At 54.4% G+C, this 20,185-nt stretch carries 15 protein-coding genes; 10 read left to right on the top strand and 5 right to left on the bottom strand.

From position 1 onward, the window contains the following. Positions 1 to 154: 154 nt before the first annotated feature. Entirely contained in the window at positions 155 to 2,605 is a 2,451-nt protein-coding gene (locus ACP7CZ_RS08755) for a glycogen/starch/alpha-glucan phosphorylase (RefSeq protein WP_034125542.1), read from the bottom strand. Positions 2,606 to 2,842: 237 nt separating this feature from the next. Here ACP7CZ_RS08755 and ACP7CZ_RS08750 point away from each other — a divergent pair, with 237 nt between their 5' ends. Continuing rightward, positions 2,843 to 3,277: a YkgJ family cysteine cluster protein gene (locus ACP7CZ_RS08750; protein ID WP_054897541.1), complete on the top strand. Its 435-nt coding sequence runs from the start codon at positions 2,843 to 2,845 to the stop codon at positions 3,275 to 3,277. A gap of 197 nt (positions 3,278 to 3,474) precedes the next feature. Here ACP7CZ_RS08750 and typA read toward each other — a convergent pair whose 3' ends face one another. Both typA and thiI read right to left on the bottom strand, forming a co-directional pair. Beyond that, a complete protein-coding gene (gene typA / locus ACP7CZ_RS08745; RefSeq protein ID WP_014716526.1) occupies positions 3,475 to 5,295 on the bottom strand; it encodes a translational GTPase TypA in 1,821 nt (606 codons plus the stop codon). Between the two features lie 139 nt (positions 5,296 to 5,434). Beyond that, complete coding sequence (thiI, locus tag ACP7CZ_RS08740) at positions 5,435 to 6,889, bottom strand: tRNA uracil 4-sulfurtransferase ThiI (RefSeq protein ID WP_054897542.1); 1,455 nt, start codon at positions 6,887 to 6,889, stop codon at positions 5,435 to 5,437. Positions 6,890 to 7,223: 334 nt separating this feature from the next. Here thiI and glnA point away from each other — a divergent pair, with 334 nt between their 5' ends. After that, a complete protein-coding gene (gene glnA, locus ACP7CZ_RS08735; RefSeq protein WP_003187811.1) occupies positions 7,224 to 8,630 on the top strand; it encodes a type I glutamate--ammonia ligase in 1,407 nt (468 codons plus the stop codon). A gap of 73 nt (positions 8,631 to 8,703) precedes the next feature. Here the strand turns inward: glnA and ACP7CZ_RS08730 are convergent, their stop codons facing one another. Next, complete coding sequence (locus tag ACP7CZ_RS08730) at positions 8,704 to 8,940, bottom strand: DUF6124 family protein (RefSeq protein ID WP_294172694.1); 237 nt, start codon at positions 8,938 to 8,940, stop codon at positions 8,704 to 8,706. Between the two features lie 1,031 nt (positions 8,941 to 9,971). On the opposite strand from ACP7CZ_RS08730, the gene ACP7CZ_RS08725 reads away from it, so the two are divergent. The 7 genes from ACP7CZ_RS08725 to ntrC all read left to right on the top strand — a co-directional run bounded on the left by ACP7CZ_RS08725 (position 9,972) and on the right by ntrC (position 18,734). Then, positions 9,972 to 11,270 carry an AAA family ATPase gene (locus tag ACP7CZ_RS08725; RefSeq protein ID WP_294172697.1) on the top strand — a complete coding sequence of 433 codons (1,299 nt, stop codon included), beginning with the start codon at positions 9,972 to 9,974 and terminating at the stop codon, positions 11,268 to 11,270. 1 nt (position 11,271) lies between these two features. Continuing rightward, positions 11,272 to 12,246: a hypothetical protein gene (locus ACP7CZ_RS08720; protein WP_294172699.1), complete on the top strand. Its 975-nt coding sequence runs from the start codon at positions 11,272 to 11,274 to the stop codon at positions 12,244 to 12,246. Continuing rightward, positions 12,243 to 13,838, top strand: coding sequence for a DUF262 domain-containing protein (locus ACP7CZ_RS08715; protein WP_294172701.1), 1,596 nt, complete (start codon positions 12,243 to 12,245; stop codon positions 13,836 to 13,838). The genes ACP7CZ_RS08720 and ACP7CZ_RS08715 overlap by 4 nt, the downstream gene beginning before the upstream one ends. 10 nt (positions 13,839 to 13,848) lie before the next feature. Next, positions 13,849 to 15,018, top strand: coding sequence for a DNA cytosine methyltransferase (locus ACP7CZ_RS08710; protein ID WP_294172703.1), 1,170 nt, complete (start codon positions 13,849 to 13,851; stop codon positions 15,016 to 15,018). Between the two features lie 275 nt (positions 15,019 to 15,293). Next, complete coding sequence (locus tag ACP7CZ_RS08705) at positions 15,294 to 15,830, top strand: chorismate mutase (protein WP_294172706.1); 537 nt, start codon at positions 15,294 to 15,296, stop codon at positions 15,828 to 15,830. Positions 15,831 to 16,215: 385 nt separating this feature from the next. Beyond that, positions 16,216 to 17,301 carry a nitrogen regulation protein NR(II) gene (gene glnL, locus ACP7CZ_RS08700; protein ID WP_014716523.1) on the top strand — a complete coding sequence of 362 codons (1,086 nt, stop codon included), beginning with the start codon at positions 16,216 to 16,218 and terminating at the stop codon, positions 17,299 to 17,301. Continuing rightward, entirely contained in the window at positions 17,298 to 18,734 is a 1,437-nt protein-coding gene (ntrC, locus tag ACP7CZ_RS08695) for a nitrogen regulation protein NR(I) (RefSeq protein ID WP_003187806.1), read from the top strand. Before glnL ends, ntrC begins: the two co-directional genes overlap by 4 nt. Positions 18,735 to 19,179: 445 nt before the next feature. Here ntrC and ACP7CZ_RS08690 read toward each other — a convergent pair whose 3' ends face one another. After that, complete coding sequence (locus tag ACP7CZ_RS08690) at positions 19,180 to 19,620, bottom strand: hypothetical protein (RefSeq protein ID WP_127880503.1); 441 nt, start codon at positions 19,618 to 19,620, stop codon at positions 19,180 to 19,182. On the opposite strand from ACP7CZ_RS08690, the gene ACP7CZ_RS08685 reads away from it, so the two are divergent. Continuing rightward, on the top strand, positions 19,619 to 20,074 hold the full coding sequence (locus ACP7CZ_RS08685; RefSeq protein WP_003171120.1) for a tRNA (cytidine(34)-2'-O)-methyltransferase: 456 nt from the start codon (positions 19,619 to 19,621) through the stop codon (positions 20,072 to 20,074). The two genes, ACP7CZ_RS08690 and ACP7CZ_RS08685, sit on opposite strands and share 2 nt — an antisense overlap. Positions 20,075 to 20,185: the final 111 nt, after the last annotated feature.

Raw genomic sequence — 20,185 nt, 5'->3', positions numbered from 1 at the left:
GGATTTAACGCCAATAGAGTTCACGACCCAACGCAATAGCCCTCTGTAGGAGCGAGCTTGCTCGCGAAAAACTCACACGCGCCGCGTTCATTCAGCAAGCACGCGTTATCGTTGGAGCTCTTCGCGAGCAAGCTCGCTCCTACAGGGGTATCAGTTAGTCGAGGGCTTTCCAGATCTCGGTGGCGTACTCGCGGATGGTGCGGTCAGAGCTGAACCACCCCATGCGCGCCGTGTTGAGCACCGCCGAGCGCCACCAGGCCTTGGAGTCGTGCCAATGCGCCTCGACCCGCGCCTGCGCGTCCCAGTAGGCGTCAAAGTCGGCACACACCAGGAAGCGATCGTAGTCGATCAGCCCATCGATCAGGCCCACATAGCGGCCCGGGTCATCCGGCGAAAATACCCCACCACGGATCGCTTGCAGCACGTCGTTCAAGCGATGGGACGCGGCGATGTCCGGCCCGGCGCTGAACTCGCCGGCGTGCTTGCGGGCTTCTACCTGCTGGGCGCTGAGGCCAAAGATAAACATGTGCTCGGCGCCGACCCGCTCGTGCATCTCCACGTTGGCGCCGTCCATGGTGCCAATGGTCAGCGCGCCGTTGAGGCCGAACTTCATGTTGCTGGTACCCGACGCCTCAAAGCCGGCCGTGGAAATCTGCTCCGACAAATCCGCTGCCGGAATGATGCTTTCCGCCAGGCTGACGTTGTAGTTGGGCAGGAACACCACCTTGAGCAGGCCGCGTACGGTCGGGTCGTTGTTGACGGTGCGGGCGATGTCGTTGGTCAGCTTGATGATCAGCTTGGCCTGGTGATAACTGGCCGCTGCCTTACCCGCGAAGATCTTCACCCGCGGCACCCAATCGATGCCCGGCTCGGCACGGATCGCCTGGTACAGCGCCACAGTGTGCAGCAGGTTGAGCAGTTGGCGCTTGTATTCATGGATGCGCTTGACCTGCACGTCGAACATCGCCGCCGGGTTGATCGCAATGCCCAGGCGCTCATGGATGATCTGCGCCAGTGCGCGCTTGCTGTGCAGGCGCTGTTCAGCGAACGCTTTGCGGAAGGCCGGTTTCTCGGCAAAGGGTTCCAACTCGATAAGACGCTGCTCGGGCTGGTCCAGAATATCCGGGCCCAGGGCTTCCACCAGCATATCGGTCAACTTGGGGTTGGCCTGGTACAACCAGCGACGGAAGGTAATGCCGTTGGTTTTGTTGTTGATGCGCTCGGGGTAGAGCTTGTGCAGTTCGGAGAACACCGTGCTGCGCATTAGCTGGGTATGCAAACCGGACACGCCGTTGACGCTATGGGAGCCCAGGAATGCCAGGTTGCCCATGCGCACGCGGCGGCCGTTGTCTTCTTCGATCAGCGACACAGCGCGCAAGACATCAAAGTCGTGGATGCCTTTGGCACGCAGCGAGTCGATGTGCTGGGCGTTGATCAGGTAGATGATCTGCATGTGCCGCGGCAGCATGCGCTCCATCAAACCGACAGGCCAGGTTTCCAGTGCCTCGGGCAGCAAGGTGTGGTTGGTGTACGAAAGGGTCTCGACGGTGACATCCCACGCGGCTTCCCACGGTACATCGTGCAGGTCGACCAGTTGGCGCATCAACTCGGCCACGGCGATGGACGGGTGGGTGTCGTTGAGCTGGATGGCGGCGTGCTCGCCCAGGCTGAGCACCGAACCGTGCATGTTCTTGTGGCGGCGCAGCAAATCCTGCAGGGACGCGGAGACGAAGAAATATTCCTGGCGCAGGCGCAGCTCCTGCCCTGCTTCGGTGCTGTCGGCCGGGTAAAGCACTCGGGAGATGCTTTCGGCACGGGCCACCTCGGCGACGGCGCCCAAGTGGTCACCGGCGTTGAAGCGCTCCAGATGCAGGTCTTCTACAGCCCGCGCACGCCATAGGCGCAGGGTGTTGACGCTGGCGCCGCGCCAACCGACGACCGGCGTGTCATAGGCAACAGCACGTACGGTTTCGTTGGGCGACCATACCTGGATCATCTTGCCGGAGGCGTCCGCAACGGTTTCGACGCTGCCGCCAAAGCCAATCGGGTAAATCACTTCGGCGCGCTCGAATTCCCAAGGGTTACCGAAATCCAGCCAGCGTTCGGTCTGTTCCTGCTGCCAACCGTCGACAATGGCCTGGCGGAACAGGCCGTGTTCATAACGAATGCCATAGCCGTGGCCAGCAATGCCGAGGGTCGACATGCTTTCCATAAAGCACGCCGCCAGCCGGCCCAGGCCACCGTTGCCGAGCGCCGCGTCGGGCTCCAGCAGGCGGATGCGCTCCAGATCCACGCCCAGCTCCGACAGCGCTTCGCGCGCGATCTCCAGCACACCCAGGTTGCTCAGGCTGTCGTAGAGCAAGCGGCCGATGAGAAATTCCAGGGACAGGTAATAAACACGCTTCTGGCCTTTGCGATAAATACGCCGCGTGTGGTCCATCCAGTGGTCGACCATCTGGTCGCGGGCGGCCAGGGCAATGGCTTCGAACCAGTCATGGTCGAAGGCGTGATCCGGGTCCTTGCCCACCGCGTAGGTGAGTTTGGTCAAGACAGCATCGCGGAATGCGGCTACCTCTGCTTCTCGTGCAAGCGGTTCCTGAGACATCGGTGCGACCTCGGGCGAGATTGAAGGAGTTGCTAGAGCCTAGTCGGTCTGACAGACGGTAGACGTGCTGGTTCGGCAGTTTTTTAACTCATTGGCCTATGGCTGAATTTGATGCAGGGGTCGTGCCCGATCAGGCACTGGCTAAACCTTTGAGCTGAAAGCTGCAAAATATTGTTCAAAAAACCACCAATCCCGGTATGATCGCGCGCCCGGATAACGCCCCACCTTGGAACCTTGATGAAGCCTCAACTGATCGCCGCCGCGGAACTCGACCGTCTAGAGACCTGGCAGAAATACTCCGCCCATATGTGCGGCGGCTGCGTGTCCAGCTGCTGCACGCTGCCGGTGGAGGTGAAGATCAAGGACCTGATCCGCATTGGCATCGTCGATGAGTTCGAGCGCGGCGAGCCGCCGAAGAACATCGCCAAGCGTTTGCAGAAAGAAGGCATCGTCGAGCGGTACAACAACAAGTCCGAAATTTTTACCCTGCAGCGCATGAGCAACAACGACTGCCTGTACCTGGATCGTAAGACGCGCTTTTGCACTATTTATGACAAGCGCCCGGATACGTGCCGCAACCACCCGAAAATCGGGCCGCGGCCGGGGTACTGTGCCTACAAGCCCAAGGAAGTGGTGCGCGAGACGAACTTCAAGACCCTCGACAAGTTCTAAGTTTTTGATCGTTCCCACGCTCCGCGTGGGAATGCAGCTGTGGACGCTCTGCGTCCGCTCTTGAAAGCAGGACGCGGAGCCTCCCAAGCGGCGTTCCCACGCGGAGCGTGGGAACGATCACAACACACAAACTGCAGGCATAAAAAAACGCCCCCGGCCTTTCGACCGGGGGCGTTTTTCATTCAGCCTGAGTTAACTCAGTTCTTGGCTTTCTTGGCAGCGCGGGTACGCTCGCCTTCGTCCAGGATCTTCTTACGCAGGCGGATCGACTTAGGCGTGACTTCGCACAGCTCGTCGTCCTGGATGAATTCCAGGGCCTGTTCCAGGGTGAAGCGAACAGGTGGAACCAGAGCGATGGTTTCGTCTTTGCCCGAAGCACGCATGTTGTCGAGCTTCTTGCCTTTGGTTGGGTTCACGCCCATGTCGTTGTCGCGGCTGTTCAGACCAACGATCTGGCCGTTGTAGATCTCTTGACCGTGTTCAACGAACAGCTTGCCACGCGCCTGGAGGGTTTCCAGGGAGTAGGTCAGCGCCTTGCCGGTTTCTACCGATACCAGAACACCGTTCTGACGGCCGGACATGTCGCCGGACTTCATGGTGTCGTAGCGATCGAAGATCGAGGTCAGGATGCCAGCACCGTTGGTCAGGGTCAGGAACTGGTTACGGAAACCGATCAGACCACGAGCAGGGATGTTGTATTCCAGACGCACACGGCCTTTGCCATCCGGCACCATGTTGGTCAGGTCGCCCTTACGCAGGCCCATCTCTTCCATGACCTTGCCCTGGGACTCTTCCGGGGTGTCGATGGTGACGTTTTCGAACGGTTCCTGCTTCACGCCGTCAACCTGACGGATGATCACTTCCGGACGACCAACACCCATTTCGAAGCCTTCGCGACGCATGGTTTCGATCAGTACCGAGAGGTGCAGCTCACCACGGCCGGAGACCTTGAACTTGTCAGCCGAGTCGCCTTCTTCAACGCGCAGAGCAACGTTGTACAGCAGCTCCTTGTCCAGACGCTCCTTGATGTTACGGGAGGTCACGAACTTGCCTTCTTTACCGCAGAAAGGCGAGTCGTTTACCTGGAAGGTCATGGAAACGGTTGGCTCGTCAACGGTCAGAGGCTTCATCGCCTCGACGTTGTCCGGCTGGCACAGGGTGTCGGAGATGAACAGCGAGTCCATACCGCTCACGCATACGATGTCGCCAGCGAAAGCTTCTTCAACGTCGATGCGGTGCAGGCCGTGGTGACCCATCAGCTTCAGGATACGACCGTTACGCTTCTTGCCGTCAGCGCCGATAGCGACAACCGGGGTGTTCGGCTTGACGCTACCACGAGCGATACGGCCAACGCCGATAACACCCAGGAAGCTGTTGTAGTCCAGTGCCGAGATTTGCATCTGGAACGGGCCTTCACGGTCGACTTTCGGTGCTGGTACGTTGTCGACGATCGACTGGTACAGCGGAGTCATGTCTTCAGCCATGTCGGTGTGGTCAAGACCAGCAATACCGTTCAGGGCCGAAGCGTAGATGACTTGGAAGTCCAGCTGTTCTTCGGTGGCACCCAGGTTGTCGAACAGATCGAAGATCTGGTCCAGAACCCAGTCCGGACGCGCGCCTGGACGGTCAACCTTGTTGATGCACACGATCGGACGCAGGCCGGCTTCGAAAGCCTTCTTGGTCACGAAACGGGTTTGCGGCATAGGGCCGTCTTGAGCGTCAACCAGCAGCAGAACGGAGTCAACCATCGACATTACGCGCTCTACTTCGCCGCCGAAGTCGGCGTGGCCCGGGGTATCCACGATGTTGATGTGGTAGCCGTTCCAGTTGATAGCGGTGTTTTTTGCCAGGATGGTAATACCGCGCTCTTTTTCCTGGTCGTTGGAGTCCATCACGCGCTCGTCGTTGAGCTCGTTGCGCTCCAGGGTGCCGGATTGACGCAGGAGTTTGTCTACCAGGGTGGTTTTACCATGGTCAACGTGAGCAATGATGGCGATGTTACGTAGATTTTCGATCACTTGTGTATCTCGATCAGAGGATTCGGTGTGCTGACAGGTCGTGGCAGCGATTAACAGTAGAGTCAGGCCTTGCCGTTACAGCTTGACGGCAGAGTCGGGGGGCCGGTGACGCAGGCCACAGGCAAACAGCCCCGGGCTCTTAGCTCGGTCGATAAACGCGCACATTGGCATGCCCCTCACTGAGCAAATGGTGGGCATGCAGGCGACTCATCACGCCTTTGTCGCAATACAGCAGGTACTGACGGCTGTCATCCAGTTCCTTGAAACGCGCGTTCAATGCATAGAACGGCAGCGTTTGTACGTCGATGCCAGGAATCTCCAGCGGCTCGTCGTCGGCGGCATCCGGGTGACGGATGTCGACGACGATCTGGCCGGCCAGGGCTTCGCTGACTTCTTCGATCTGCACATCCTGGCCCAATTCGTCGATCACTCGATCGATTGGCACCAGCTTGGCGTTCTCGAGCGCACGCTCCAGAATCGCCATGTCGAATTCTTTTTCTTCATGCTCCACGCGGTGACGCTTGGCGTGGGTCTTGGGGTTCACCGAAATGACCCCGCAGTATTCAGGCATATGCTTGGCAAAGTCGGCGGTGCCGATTTGCTCGGCCAGGTCGATGATGTCCTGCTTGTGGCTGGCGATCAGCGGGCGCAGCACCAGCTTCTCGGTCACGCAATCAATGATCGACAGGTTCGGCAGCGTCTGGCTGGAAACCTGGGAAATCGCTTCGCCGGTCACCAGGGCGTCGATCTGCAATTGATCGGCGATTCGGGACGCAGCGCGCAACATCATACGCTTCAATACTACGCCCATATGACTGTTATCGACTTTGCCGAGAATTTCGCCCAGCACTTCCTCGAACGGTACGCTTACAAATAGCACGCGCTGGGAGCTGCCGTACTTCTTCCAGATAAAGTGCGCGACTTCCATCACGCCCAATTCATGGGCACGCCCGCCCAGGTTGAAGAAGCAGAAGTGGCTCATCAGGCCGCGGCGCATGATCTGGTAGGCCGCCACCGTGGAATCGAAACCGCCGGACATCAATACCAGGGTCTGTTCCAGGGCACCCAGCGGGTAGCCGCCGATGCTGTTGTGCTGGCTGTGGATCACAAACAACCGTTGGTCGCGAATTTCCATGCGCACTTCAATTTGTGGCGCTTTCAGGGAAATTCCAGCGGCACCGCACTCGCGACGCAGCTTGCTGCCGACGTATTTCTCGACATCCATGGAGCTGAACGGGTGCTTGCCGGCACGCTTGCAACGCACCGAAAAAATCTTGCCTTCAAGCGCACTGCCGTAGTGCTGCTTGCACTTTTCGGTGATGTCGTCGAAGTCGCCCAGCGGGTACTCATCCACCTGCAGAAAATGCGCGATGCCCGGCATGCAGCTCAGGCGCTCGGTCATGTCCTTCAAGGCTTTGGCGTCGGTAATGCGGGTTTCCAGCTCGAGGTTGTCCCACACGCCGTTCACCACCACAGCCGGGTCCAGGTCACGGAGCACGGCACGGATGTTCTTGGCCAACTGACGAATGAAACGCGTCCGTACCGGTCGGCTTTTGATGGTGATCTCGGGGAAGACTTTAACGATTAATTTCATGGAAACAGCGCGCGCCGGGCCTGCTGAAAAAGGGGGGCGCGGATTATAGCGGAAATCGCTCAAGGTTTAACCAGTTAATATGCATTGCATGCGCAATGCACCAAAACGGGTCATTTACACAAATAAACGCTACATTGCAGTGCGCGATTTATGCCGTTTTAGCCGATTGCACCGTTATAGGGGCCATTTTGAGGCAAAACGGCCATGTTGGCGCACTGGCATGCAATTTGCTCTCTTGTGAGGCAGGTTGCCTTGGCGGAGTATCCGCGCCGGCATCACCCAAATTCTAAGGGCTAACTCCACTACCCAAGCCCGAAGCCACCCGGAGGACACCATGTCGAAGTCGGTTCAACTCATCAAAGATCATGACGTTAAATGGATTGATCTGCGCTTCACGGACACAAAAGGCACTCAGCACCACGTGACCATGCCGGCTCGCGATGCGCTGGAAGATGACTTCTTCGAAGTCGGCAAGATGTTCGACGGTTCCTCCATCGCCGGCTGGAAAGGCATCGAAGCCTCCGACATGATCCTGCTGCCAGACGACAGCACAGCCGTACTCGACCCGTTCACCGAAGAGCCAACCCTGATCCTGGTGTGCGACATCATCGAGCCTTCGACCATGCAAGGCTATGACCGCGACCCACGCGCCATCGCCCACCGTGCCGAGGAATACCTGAAGTCCACCGGTATCGGCGACACCGCATTCTTCGGCCCTGAGCCAGAGTTCTTCATCTTCGACTCGGTGAAGTTCAAATCCGACATCTCCGGCTCCATGTTCAAGATTTTCTCCGAGCAAGGCTCGTGGATGTCCGACCAGGACGTGGAAGGCGGCAACAAAGGCCACCGTCCAGGCGTGAAAGGCGGCTACTTCCCAGTACCACCGTTCGACTTCGACCATGAAATCCGTACCTCCATGTGCAACGCACTGGAAGAAATGGGCCAGACCGTTGAAGTTCACCACCACGAAGTGGCGACTGCCGGCCAGAACGAAATCGGCGTGAAATTCAACACGCTGGTGAAGAAGGCTGACGAAGTTCAAACCCTGAAATACTGCGTGCACAACGTTGCTGATGCCTATGGCCGCACCGCTACCTTCATGCCTAAGCCGCTGTACGGCGATAACGGCTCGGGCATGCACGTTCACGTATCGATTTCCAAAGACGGCAAGAACACCTTCGCTGGCGAAGGCTATGCCGGCCTGTCCGATACCGCCCTGTACTTCATCGGCGGCATCATCAAGCACGGCAAAGCGCTGAACGGCTTCACCAACCCGTCGACCAACTCCTACAAGCGTCTGGTCCCAGGTTTTGAAGCGCCGGTGATGCTGGCCTACTCGGCACGCAACCGCTCCGCCTCGATCCGTATTCCTTACGTCAACAGCCCTAAAGGCCGTCGTATCGAAGCGCGCTTCCCAGACCCGGCTGCCAACCCTTACCTGGCCTTCGCCGCCCTGATGATGGCCGGCCTGGACGGTATCCAGAACAAGATCCACCCTGGCGACGCCGCCGACAAAAACTTGTACGACCTGCCGCCTGAAGAGGCCAAAGAGATCCCACAAGTGTGCGGCAGCCTGAAAGAAGCCCTGGAAGAGCTGGACAAGGGCCGTGCGTTCCTGACCAAAGGCGGCGTGTTCAGCGACGACTTCATCGACGCTTACATCGCCCTGAAAAGCGAAGAAGAAATCAAGGTGCGCACCTTCGTACACCCACTGGAATACGAGCTGTACTACAGCTGCTGATCCGGTAGCGCTGCTTAACGTGGCGTGATGAAAAGGACCTCCTCCGGGAGGTCTTTTTTTTGCCTGCGAATTGTCAGATGGCCGCTTGGCGGTCGAGCATGCGGCTGACCATCAACGTCCCCATGGCGCTCAGTTGGTGAATGGCCAGTGCGATATCGCGGTGCTTTCCATCCAGGTCTTCGGAAAGGTCCAGCAACAAGGTACTGACCGAGGAGAAGGTTTCGAAGCTGTTGATCATCAGCGCCTCATCGTCGATATCAGCGGCGATGGTGAAGACACAGGGCGGTGGATTCGGGGTTGGCTTGAACATTTTCTACATTCCTCAAATGAGGCCGCTTTCATTTCGCTACTAAACGAAGTGGAGGCAGCTGTGCGCAGGTTAGTAGACCGGTGAATGTAGAAGCCCGGCGCATCCGAAGATGCCCTGCGCACAACCGCCATCAAGCGTGATGGAGAATGCACGACCTACAATTCGAATCCAGGCTACTAAACCTGATCGCTGATGAGCAGCGACCGAGCAACCTTAAAGACGAAATGCCAGCCGTACAAGCCGGCGGATTCTGGCCCACCTGTAGGCAACCGCGCAAGTTAAGGTAGCCTCTGCCTTACCCCCTACACGACCACTGTAGGAGCTAACTTCATAAAGTCGATAGCGGAGCAGCCTGGCTTCTATCCATATTTTCTGATCGAGACTTAATGAGCAGCCGTTCAGCAATAAACCTCAGCGAACTGAATTTCACTGCATACGAACTCGAGAAAATCAAATTGTCACGCTAGAAAAATCTCGCAGCTGCTTTACGGCGCAGGGAAAAGCCCTGTCACGATTATTCAAAATAACACCTCAGGAATAATTATTGCTGAGCCATAATTCTTACATGACAGCAGATCAGTTGCCGTTATCGGGCCGATAGATGCATCGAGAAGACGCAATGCCCCAAGCGGACGCTTGATACGAAGCTCTGGAAATGGACAGCTTGGCTGAGCGGATCTGCTAGCTTCTTCCGATCCTCGTCCTAGCAACTGACGTCAGGCGCTCGCGAAGCTCTATGTTTGGGGTCGCTACAGACCGAGCGTAGCTCAAACTGGCTAGGATCTGCTATTAGGAAATATTACGAGTTTAACAAGTGTATTTGAAAGTTAGTTAGGAGCCTTAAACCCAATCAACTCCAAAAGGTAAATATATTAAGCTATATAAAATTTGTTTTTATTCTGGATATCCAGCCCAGTGCGTCGCTGGCCAGGTGAAAATCTCACCCTAACAACACCTGAATGCGAAGCTTGGCTAAAAACAACAATTCTAGTATTATCTTGATGAAAATCATATTGGACATGGGGGAAAACATGGACGACGTCAAAGTTAGCACGGTCAGCTTTACCGGATATAAAGCGTTTAAGTCTCCACAATCGATAGACATCAAACCATTAACTATATTATTCGGATATAACAACTCCGGCAAAAGTGCCGCCATAAGACTGATGCCAATGCTGGCTGCGAGCTTTTCAGAAAACAAACGTCAAACATTGATAAAAAGTTATCTTGATTATACCTCACCCTGCCTGAGAGGTGCCGCTTTCAATAATCTTTCGCACGCGGCAGGAAACAAAATGTCTTTTGGACTTGAGTGGGAGGATGGCGAGTCGATTAATTTTGACCTCACACAAGTAGGCGAAGACGAAGAAAGCATTTCCGCCATAACAATCCAAGAGTTAAACAAGACAGTACTGGAATCATTCGATTACCAAATAAGCGATGATTTTGAACCAGAAGAATTACGATACCAGCTAAAAGAAAAAAAACTTGAGACAGTGTTACTGGACAACTTTACCCTCCGAAGCGACGACAGCGAAAACCCTATTGTTCACAAATCATTAGATAGGAAGCTAAAAGAATTCTCTAGGTCTGTATTCTGGCTGAATTCTATCAGGACTCAACCTCCTAGAGAGTTTGCGGTTAACTCCAGTATCCTAGCAGGCATAAAGTACGACGGTTCAGGCACGGCTGAAACCATTTGGAAAATGTCTCGAGTAAAAAGTCCAGCACTTGATGATATAAACGAATGGCTCGTAGAAACTTGCGGCAGAGCGATTGATATAAATCTTCTTTCACAAAGTTCAAGCAACGATAAAACTGTTTGTAAGCTCGAGACGATCTCCGTAAATGACACCGCGAGCAACTCTTCCATTCGAATTCCAATTCTTGACTCTGGCGAAGGCATTTCTCAAGCGTTACCAGTTGTTACTTTATGCGCGCAAGCAGCTACTGGCGAGCTTGGAATTAATCCTATCATAATGCTAGAGCAACCAGAATTACACCTTCATCCACGAGCGGTCGTAACACTAGCGAACTTCCTTGTTAAGTGTATCAAAAAAAATAAACGTGCTAGCTTCATCATTGAAACGCATTCCGAAAGTCTGCTTTTAGCAATTCAAACCGCATTGGCAGCGGGCGATCTTTCATTAGATGACCTATGTACATACTGGGTTTCTAAAGGAGCTTCCGAGGAAGGGAGCCTTTTAAGGAAAGTTGAATTTGATGAAAGCGGATATATCTTGAAAAATTTCCCCGATGAAGTGTTCCAGGAAATATACGAGCAAGCGAAGACATTAATGGATGTTCGAGATAACAATAAAGGAGAGTAAAGTGTTCTTCAATATCTCATCCGCCCTGCTTAACGAAGACAACGAACTTTTATTGATGCTTTTCATTCACCGATATGAAGATGGTAGGATATTTATAGAGTTTGATGATCTGCAAGTCGCTGAAAATTGGATTGCATCACTATCCAAAGCACACAAAGACCGATGGTCAATGCTTTTGAGGCACTCCATTCAGCTGAGTGCAAGATTCAATATAAAGAAAACATATCCATCAACACTCATTGTAAATGTTACTGATACCGAAGAAAGCAGCTGGGACGAAATCGTTAAAGTCACTCTTAATGATGCCTTCTCTCTAATTGACCAAAGCATTAAACTTGCCCTAGAAAATTCGAGAAACGACCTGTTATTCCTTAAAACACTGCTCCCGGAAAAATATCGAGATAGAATTGATGTATTGATCAGTAAAGGACACATAGAAGTTCTCGGCGGGGGTATTGGGGAACTAAAAAAAATACTAGAGTTGAGAGGAGGGGAAAAAGGGTTCCGCTTGCTAAGCTGGACAATGTTTGACAGTGATGCGCCTCAACCTGGCACAGTGGGAAAAGCCACTCAAGAAATAATTGATGTTTGCGAGCAGAACTCACTAACTTATCACTGCTTAAAAAAACGATCGATTGAAAACTATATAAATGAAGATATATATATACTGACTCATCGAGGGCCTTTGAATGAACGAGCAAAGGCAATTTACTCAATGAATGAAGACCAAATTTCACATCTCAATATGAAAGATGGTCTCTCCGCCGATGAGAAAGCTTCCGAACTTTATAATAATTTGCCTCCGGAAACTCTTGCTGAGCTGACGCAAGGATTTGGAAAGCGCTTTGCGCATAAAACGTTTTCTTGCGTTGGAGCACACGAAGACATCTATAAAGTCTATCAGAAAAATTCGACACTTGATGAATTCGGATCTAAACTTAATCATCTCGCAAGCCTACTGGGGAGGCCGGTATGAGTTTTAAATTCACAATGGAACCGAGAGTATCCTTTCTGTCCGCTCTCTTAAAAGATATTTATGAGGGGATTCTTAAAATCCCTAGATTTCAGCGGAGTTTAGTTTGGAAAAGGCAACAGCAACGAGAACTGTTGTGCAGTATTTATGAAGGCCTTCCGATTGGCGCGCTCCTAGTTTGGAATACTCGGCTCGACAACATAAATACATACGATCATATTGGGCCATTCCTTGTTGAGAAAGCGCCATCATCCTCCTCAAATATCTATCTAATGGATGGATTGCAGAGGCTATCTACCCTCTACTGCATGCTCCTTCATCCTACTGACAAAATCAGCAATAAATATACAAGCGAAAACAGCGTTAGCGATTTTTTAATGTACTGCGATTTGTCCGCAGACAACGTAGAAAACATGTTTCTATTTCGCGACGAGCTCAGCGCCGATGAGCTCGTCAGAAAAAACTACATGTATATGCCATTGGATTTAGTATTCAAAAGCAAAGAACTTTTACGCTTCCAGCGCCTAATCCCTGCTCACATGGAGGGTTTGGTGGATAGGTGTGATGCTGTGGTAAGCGCTTTCAAAGATTATAAGATCCCAGTCATCCCGTTGGAATCCGATGATCAGGCTTTAGTTACTAAAAGCTTTGAGCGAATCAACAGCCGCGGGACGGTTATGTCTGAAGCTCATATGTTAAATGCTTTGAGCTACACTGACAAATTTGACTTATTGGGAAGCCTTGAGCTTTATAATGAGAAATATTTTGACGAGGCGTCGAAATGGAAGGAAATAGATACTGAATTTGTATTAATGCTTTTAAAGCTGAAACTAGGATACGAAATATATTCGAAAGAAACTGATAAATTAGCAAAAAATATAAACGATGGCTCTGTTTCGGAAATCTTTGAAGCTATCGAGCGGCTCGCTGAGTTTGCTAACACTCATTTAAATATCGACTCCCCTGCTGCCTTCCCCTATCGGCTCCAGATGCTTGGAATCGCTCGATCTTTTCTTGATAACCCGAATTGCTCTCCAGATATGCTGACGAGCTGGTTTTATATCTCTGCCTACACGAATGCTTTTGGCACTACAGCCCGAAACTCTCAACGAGCACTTACAGACTTAAATAGGTATCTTCAAACAGGTAGTTTGGGCTGGTCGCTAAATCAAGGGCCTGCCCTCCTCCCTCTCGAAGGCATTAAAGTAAATCTCAATGCTGGCAGAATAAAAACTTGGGTACTTGCTTTGGCTGCGAAACTTGAAGCGCATAAGATCAAGTCTTATAAGGGCAGTGAGAAAAGACTTATACCTATTCGACCTAAAGAATTTATCAGGCATGAACGCCGCCCAGGATTTTATTTTTTACTGGGAGACACACCAGCCAAAAATTTTGATATCCACCTTATGGGCGAAAATGAATCACTGGCTCACTTTGTGACTCCAAAAATCTACGAACTATATCTAAGCGGACAATACGCTGAATTCGCAAGAAGCAGAGAAGCACTCATGTTTAATTGGGAACTGGAAAATCTGATTAAGCCATCAGCTAATTTGGCAAATTTTGTGATAGAATCCGGCACCAAAACTCACTGAGACGATAGCTTTGACCAACTTAACCTTCCCTGCCCAAGAGCCGTGCCTTCAATGGGCAGAGTTTTTTGCAGGCGGAGGTATGGCCAGAGCAGGGCTTGGTAATAACTGGAAGTGCGTACTCGCAAATGATTTCGACTCTATAAAAGTTAAATGTTACTCAGAAAATTGGGGAACTGATGATCTTATCCATGGGGATATTAGATCAGTTTCTCCTAATATCGTCCCTGACAACCTAGATCTTGCATGGGCCAGCACCCCTTGCCAAAATTTCAGCTCAGCGGGTATGGGTGAAGGACTACTAGGTGCATCATCCTCTGTATTTACGGCCTGGTGGGAAATCATTCAAAAGAAGTACATTTCCGGCACTCATCCGAAAATTGTTGTATTGGAAAATGTGAGAGGACTTCTGAAATCCCGAAATGGACAGGATTTTAAAACTGTCGCCGAGAGTTTTGGGTTTGGTGGATATCATTTTGGTGTAGTCGTAGCTGATGCCATTCACTTTCTGCCGCAGAGTCGGCCACGAATTTTTCTGGTCGCAGTTCGAGACGATATTGAAGTACCTACTCAATTACTATCTCCTGATCCGGTTGAAATTTGGCACCCCGATGATTTGATTAGCGCATTGGACAATCTTCCCGAAGCGTTACGGCAACGCCATTTTTGGTGGCGTTTACCTCCCCCTCCGCTCGTAGCGTTGACTCTGTCTGATATTTTAGAGCCTGATGTTTCTGTTTGGCATACACCTGAGCAGACTCAGAAACTTCTGGCAGCCATGTCACTCATCAACATCGGTAAAATCAGAAAAGTCTCCAGTACGGATTCCGTAGTTGTGGGAACTTTATTTAGGCGCATGCGCCCGCATGAAGGACGAATGAGATCCTTCACGGAGGTCAGACTTGATGGTATTGCAGGGTGCTTGCGGGCTTCCGATGGCGGGTCTTCAAGGCAAATGCTGATTTTTATTGAGGGTGAAACGATAAAAACAAGGCATATGACCGCGAGAGAGTCTGCTCGTTTGATGGGGTTGCCGGACGAATATTCGCTCCCGTCCGCAAAAACACATGCCGCGAAGGTCATAGGAGATGGTGTCGCCGTACCTGTGGTGCAGTTTCTCGATGATTCACTGCTCACCCCCCTGGCGGCTGTGTGGAAGTATTCTGCGCTCAAATTGAGTTAGATAGACGTAGGCACTGAAACGCTCCCCTCTTAGGAAATGTAGAGAATCCGGGGCGATTCAGTAAACTCGCTCCCCCAAAAAAAACGGCTCATGCCGCCTGAGGAGTAATATAACGAATAGTACATGTACCAAAAAACAGATAGTCTCAGAGACCTTACACTCAATCATTCAAAGAGAATTAGTACAACATTGTGCTGTTATGTGCTTGCGGAGGTCTTTTTTGTCTGGTGATTAAACTGCTTCACACCTGCTACCCTCCTACAAGGAAATCACCATTGAAACGTGGATTTGTATTCGCTCTGTTATTTGTCAGCGCCAGTGCGATTGCCGCGCCGCCCATACTTGAGCCGTTGCTCAACAGCATCGCCGAGCGCCTGGAGATTGCCGACCAAGTGGCCTTGAGCAAATGGGACAGCCACAAGCCCGTCGAAGACAAAAAACGCGAGCAGGAAGTGATCGCCAGCGTCGTCGCCCAAGCCCCGAGGTACAAGCTTGACCCCGCTGCCGCCGAGCAGTTTTTCTCCGCGCAGATCGAGGCGAACAAACTGGTGCAATACACCCACCTGTCCGACTGGCAGTTTCAGGGCAAGGCACCGGACGACCCACGCCCCGACCTGGTGAAGCAGATTCGCCCGCAGTTGGATGAGCTGCAAAAACGCCTGCTGCAACAACTGGCCGACTTCACCCCACAGCGCACCGACCCGCAGTGCCCACAGTGGCTGGCCGAATCGGTGCATGAGCCTTTGAACGATCCGCTGCGCCAACTGGCAATGATCCGCGCCACCGCCGAACTCTGCATCTATAAAGGCTAATGACTGCGAACCCGATAAAAATGTGGGAGGGGGCTTGCTCCCGATAGCGGCGTGTCCGTCGACATTGGTTTGACTGACCCACCGTTATCGGGAGCAAGCCCCCTCCCACATTTGGGCTGTATGCATTCAGGGCCATCTCTGGCAGCTTCCTGAACAACCTTCACAAAACCGCACTATATTGGTGCGATAGGTTGCACCCTCACCCCAGCCACAGCCCATTTTGGTTCGAATCTTCCCGATCAAACTGGCAGAACGCCACAGTTTCGCGCCACAAACCCCTATTTCAGGGCTTTAACGCTTCTTTTCGGAGCCTTGGTTTGGTTTTTGCATTTTCCTTGTATCAGCGTGTGCCTCAAGCCCGCGCCTTGCTCCAAAAGAGGTCCCGATGACCATCAGCGATGCACTGCACCGTTTGTTACTCGACAACCTGACCACCGCGACCATCCTGCTCAATGCCGACCTGCGCCTTGAGTACATGAACCCGGCGGCGGAGATGCTCCTGGCGATCAGCGGCCAGCGCAGCCATGGGCAGTTCATCAGCGAATTGTTCACTGAGTCGGCCGAAGCCTTGAGTTCGTTGCGCCAGGCCGTGGAGCAGGCACACCCGTTCACCAAGCGCGAAGCGATGCTCACCGCGCTGACCGGGCAAACGTTGACCGTCGACTACGCCGTGACCCCAATCCTGAGCAATGGCGCGACCCTGCTGCTGCTCGAAGTCCACCCCCGCGACCGCCTGCTGCGCATCACCAAGGAGGAAGCGCAGTTGTCCAAGCAGGAAACCAGCAAGATGCTGGTGCGCGGCCTCGCCCATGAGATCAAGAACCCACTGGGCGGTATTCGCGGCGCGGCACAGTTGTTGTCCCGTGAGCTGCCGGACGAGCACCTCAAGGACTACACCAACGTCATCATCGAAGAAGCCGACCGCCTGCGTAACCTGGTAGACCGCATGCTCGGCTCCAACAAGCTGCCCTCCCTGGCGATGACCAATGTGCATGAGGTGCTGGAGCGCGTCTGCCAACTGGTCGAGGCCGAAAGCCAAGGCTGCATCACCTTGGTGCGCGACTACGACCCAAGTATTCCCGACGTGTTGATCGACCGCGAACAGATGATCCAGGCGGTGCTCAACATCGTGCGCAACGCCATGCAGGCCATCAGCAGCCAGAACGAGCTGCGCCTGGGCCGCATCAGCCTGCGCACCCGCGCCCTGCGCCAGTTCACCATCGGCCATGTGCGCCATCGGCTGGTGACCAAGGTCGAGATCATCGACAACGGCCCCGGCATTCCTGCGGAGCTGCAGGAAACCATCTTTTTCCCCATGGTCAGCGGCCGCCCGGACGGTACCGGGCTGGGCCTGGCCATTACCCAGAACATCATCAGCCAGCATCAGGGCCTGATCGAATGTGAGAGCCACCCCGGCCACACCACGTTCTCGATCTTCCTGCCATTGGAACAAGGAGCCCCCACGACATGAGCCGTAGTGAAACTGTCTGGATCGTCGACGACGACCGTTCTATCCGCTGGGTCCTCGAAAAAGCCTTGCAACAGGAAGGCATGACCACCCAGAGCTTCGACAGCGCCGATGGGGTGATGAGCCGCCTGGCACGCCAGCAGCCAGACGTGATCATTTCCGACATCCGCATGCCTGGGGCCAGCGGCCTGGACTTGCTGGCGCGCATTCGCGAGCAGCACCCGCGCTTGCCGGTGATCATCATGACCGCCCACTCGGACCTGGACAGCGCTGTCGCGTCCTACCAGGGCGGTGCCTTTGAATACCTGCCCAAGCCATTTGACGTGGATGAGGCGGTGGCGCTGGTCAAGCGCGCCAACCAGCACGCCCAGGAACAACAGAACCAGGAAGCCCCGCCCACCCTGACCCGCACCCCGGAAATCATCGGGGAAGCGCCGGCGATGCAGGAAGTGTTTCGCGCCATCGGGCGCTTGAGCCACTCCAACATCACTGTGCTGATCAACGGCGAATCGGGGACCGGTAAAGAACTGGTGGCCCACGCCCTGCACCGCCACAGTCCACGGGCGGCGTCGCCGTTTATCGCGCTGAACATGGCGGCGATCCCCAAGGATTTGATGGAGTCCGAGCTGTTCGGCCATGAGAAAGGCGCGTTCACCGGCGCAGCCAACCTGCGTCGCGGGCGCTTTGAACAGGCGGACGGCGGCACGCTGTTCCTCGATGAGATCGGCGACATGCCGGCCGATACTCAGACTCGCTTGCTGCGCGTGCTGGCTGACGGCGAGTTCTACCGTGTGGGCGGGCATACGCCGGTGAAGGTGGATGTGCGCATCATCGCGGCCACCCACCAGAACCTGGAAACACTGGTGCATGCGGGTAAATTCCGTGAGGACTTGTTCCACCGCCTCAACGTGATCCGCATCCACATCCCGCGCATGTCGGACCGTCGCGAAGATATCCCCACCCTCGCCCGCCACTTCCTCAGCCGCGCCGCTCTGGAGCTGGCGGTGGAGCCCAAGCTGCTCAAAAGCGAGACCGAGGAATACCTCAAGAACCTGCCGTGGCCCGGCAACGTGCGCCAGCTGGAGAACACCTGCCGCTGGATCACGGTGATGGCCTCCGGGCGTGAAGTGCACATCAGCGACCTGCCGCCGGAACTGCTGAGCCTGCCGCAGGACTCGGCCCCCGTGACCAACTGGGAACAGGCGCTGCGCCAATGGGCTGACCAGGCCCTGGCACGCGGCCAGTCGAACCTGCTGGACAGCGCCGTGCCGGCGTTCGAGCGGATCATGATCGAGACTGCCCTGAAGCACACTGCCGGCCGTCGTCGCGATGCGGCCGTGCTGCTGGGTTGGGGGCGCAATACCCTGACGCGCAAGATCAAGGAATTGGGGATGAAGGTGGATGGTGGGGATGATGATGAGGGTGATGAGGCCTGAACCCCAAGACCGCTGAAGGCCCAGTGTGGGAGCCGGGCTTGCCCGCGATGACGGTGTGTCAGCCACCCTGTATAGGGCTGACACGCCGTCATCGCAGGCAAGCCAGCTCCCACATTGGTTTTGTGCAATGCCTGCAGACTGTGCACCGCTTCAATGCACGATGAACCGGCATTGAGCACAGACCAGAAAACTCACATATCGCTTTCGCTACAAATTTCTTGGTAGCAGAAACAAACAAAGCCCCGTATTCCGGGGCTTTGCGCTTTTTGGCATTTTTTTCCAGCAGCAATTGCAAGTTTTGGCACGCCCCCTGCAATAACCCCAGTACTACCCAGTTTCGGGGACCTTGGTACAGGCAGGCCGAGAATCCCCTCTTTAACACCGAAGCCTTAGGCTTCACCCCGTTTTGGGAGCCCTGGTACAGGCAGGCCGGGAACTCCCTCTTTTATTGCTCTTGGAGATGGATCTCCAGCCGCCAGCGGCCATCGACCTCTGCACCGCTCCACTCCCCACGCAACGGCCGAGCCGCCACCAGGTTCAGCAGCAGGCCAGCGTCGGTCTTGCGTATGCGCCAATTCACGTCCTTGTCATTGACCTTGAGCTGCCCGTTGGCAGCCTTGCCTTGCGCGTCAAACAGCAGCGCCACGGTGCCGTCGATATGCTCGCCGTGCAGCTTGGGTTCGTCGTTGAACCACACCACCAAACCATCCGCCGCAGGTTCTACCTGTTGCAGCTCAAGCGGCTCGGGGGTGGTCAAGCGACCGATCATCAAGCCAATCATCAAGCCGACAATCGCCAATGAGCCCAACACCCTCGGCAATAGCTTCGGTCTCGGGTCGTCTTCGGGGGTAGAATGCAGCGCATCTTTGCCTTCGGAGCCGTGCATGTTTCACGTCATCCTTTTTCAACCAGAAATTCCGCCGAATACCGGCAACGTTATCAGGCTGTGCGCCAACAGTGGCTGCCACCTGCATTTGATCGAGCCGTTGGGCTTTGACATGGACGACAAGCGCCTGCGCCGGGCCGGGCTGGACTACCACGAGTACGCCACCCTCAAGCGCCATGCCGACCTGGCCAGTTGCCTGGAGAGCCTGGGCCACCCTCGGCTGTTCGCGTTCACCACCAAGGGCTCGCGGCCGTTTCATGATGCCAGCTTTGCCGAGGGCGACGCGTTCCTGTTCGGCCCGGAGAGCCGAGGCCTGCCGGCCGAGGTGCTTGACGCATTGCCCGATGGCCATCGCCTGCGCTTGCCGATGCGTGAAGGCTGCCGCAGCCTGAACCTGTCGAACACCGTAGCCGTTGCCGTCTATGAAGGCTGGCGCCAACTGGGCTTTAAATAACACCGCATAACAAATGTGGGAGCGGGCTTGTGTGGGAGCCGGGCTTGCCCGCGATGCAGGCACCTCGGTGTGTCAGTCACACCGCAGTGATGCTATCGCAGGTAAGCCAGC

This window comes from Pseudomonas sp. DWP2-2, assembly GCF_049897065.1.
Lineage (GTDB): Bacteria > Pseudomonadota > Gammaproteobacteria > Pseudomonadales > Pseudomonadaceae > Aquipseudomonas > Aquipseudomonas paracarnis.
Note: the sequence above shows the minus strand (reverse complement) of the source record. Positions and strands in the feature narration are given on the sequence as shown.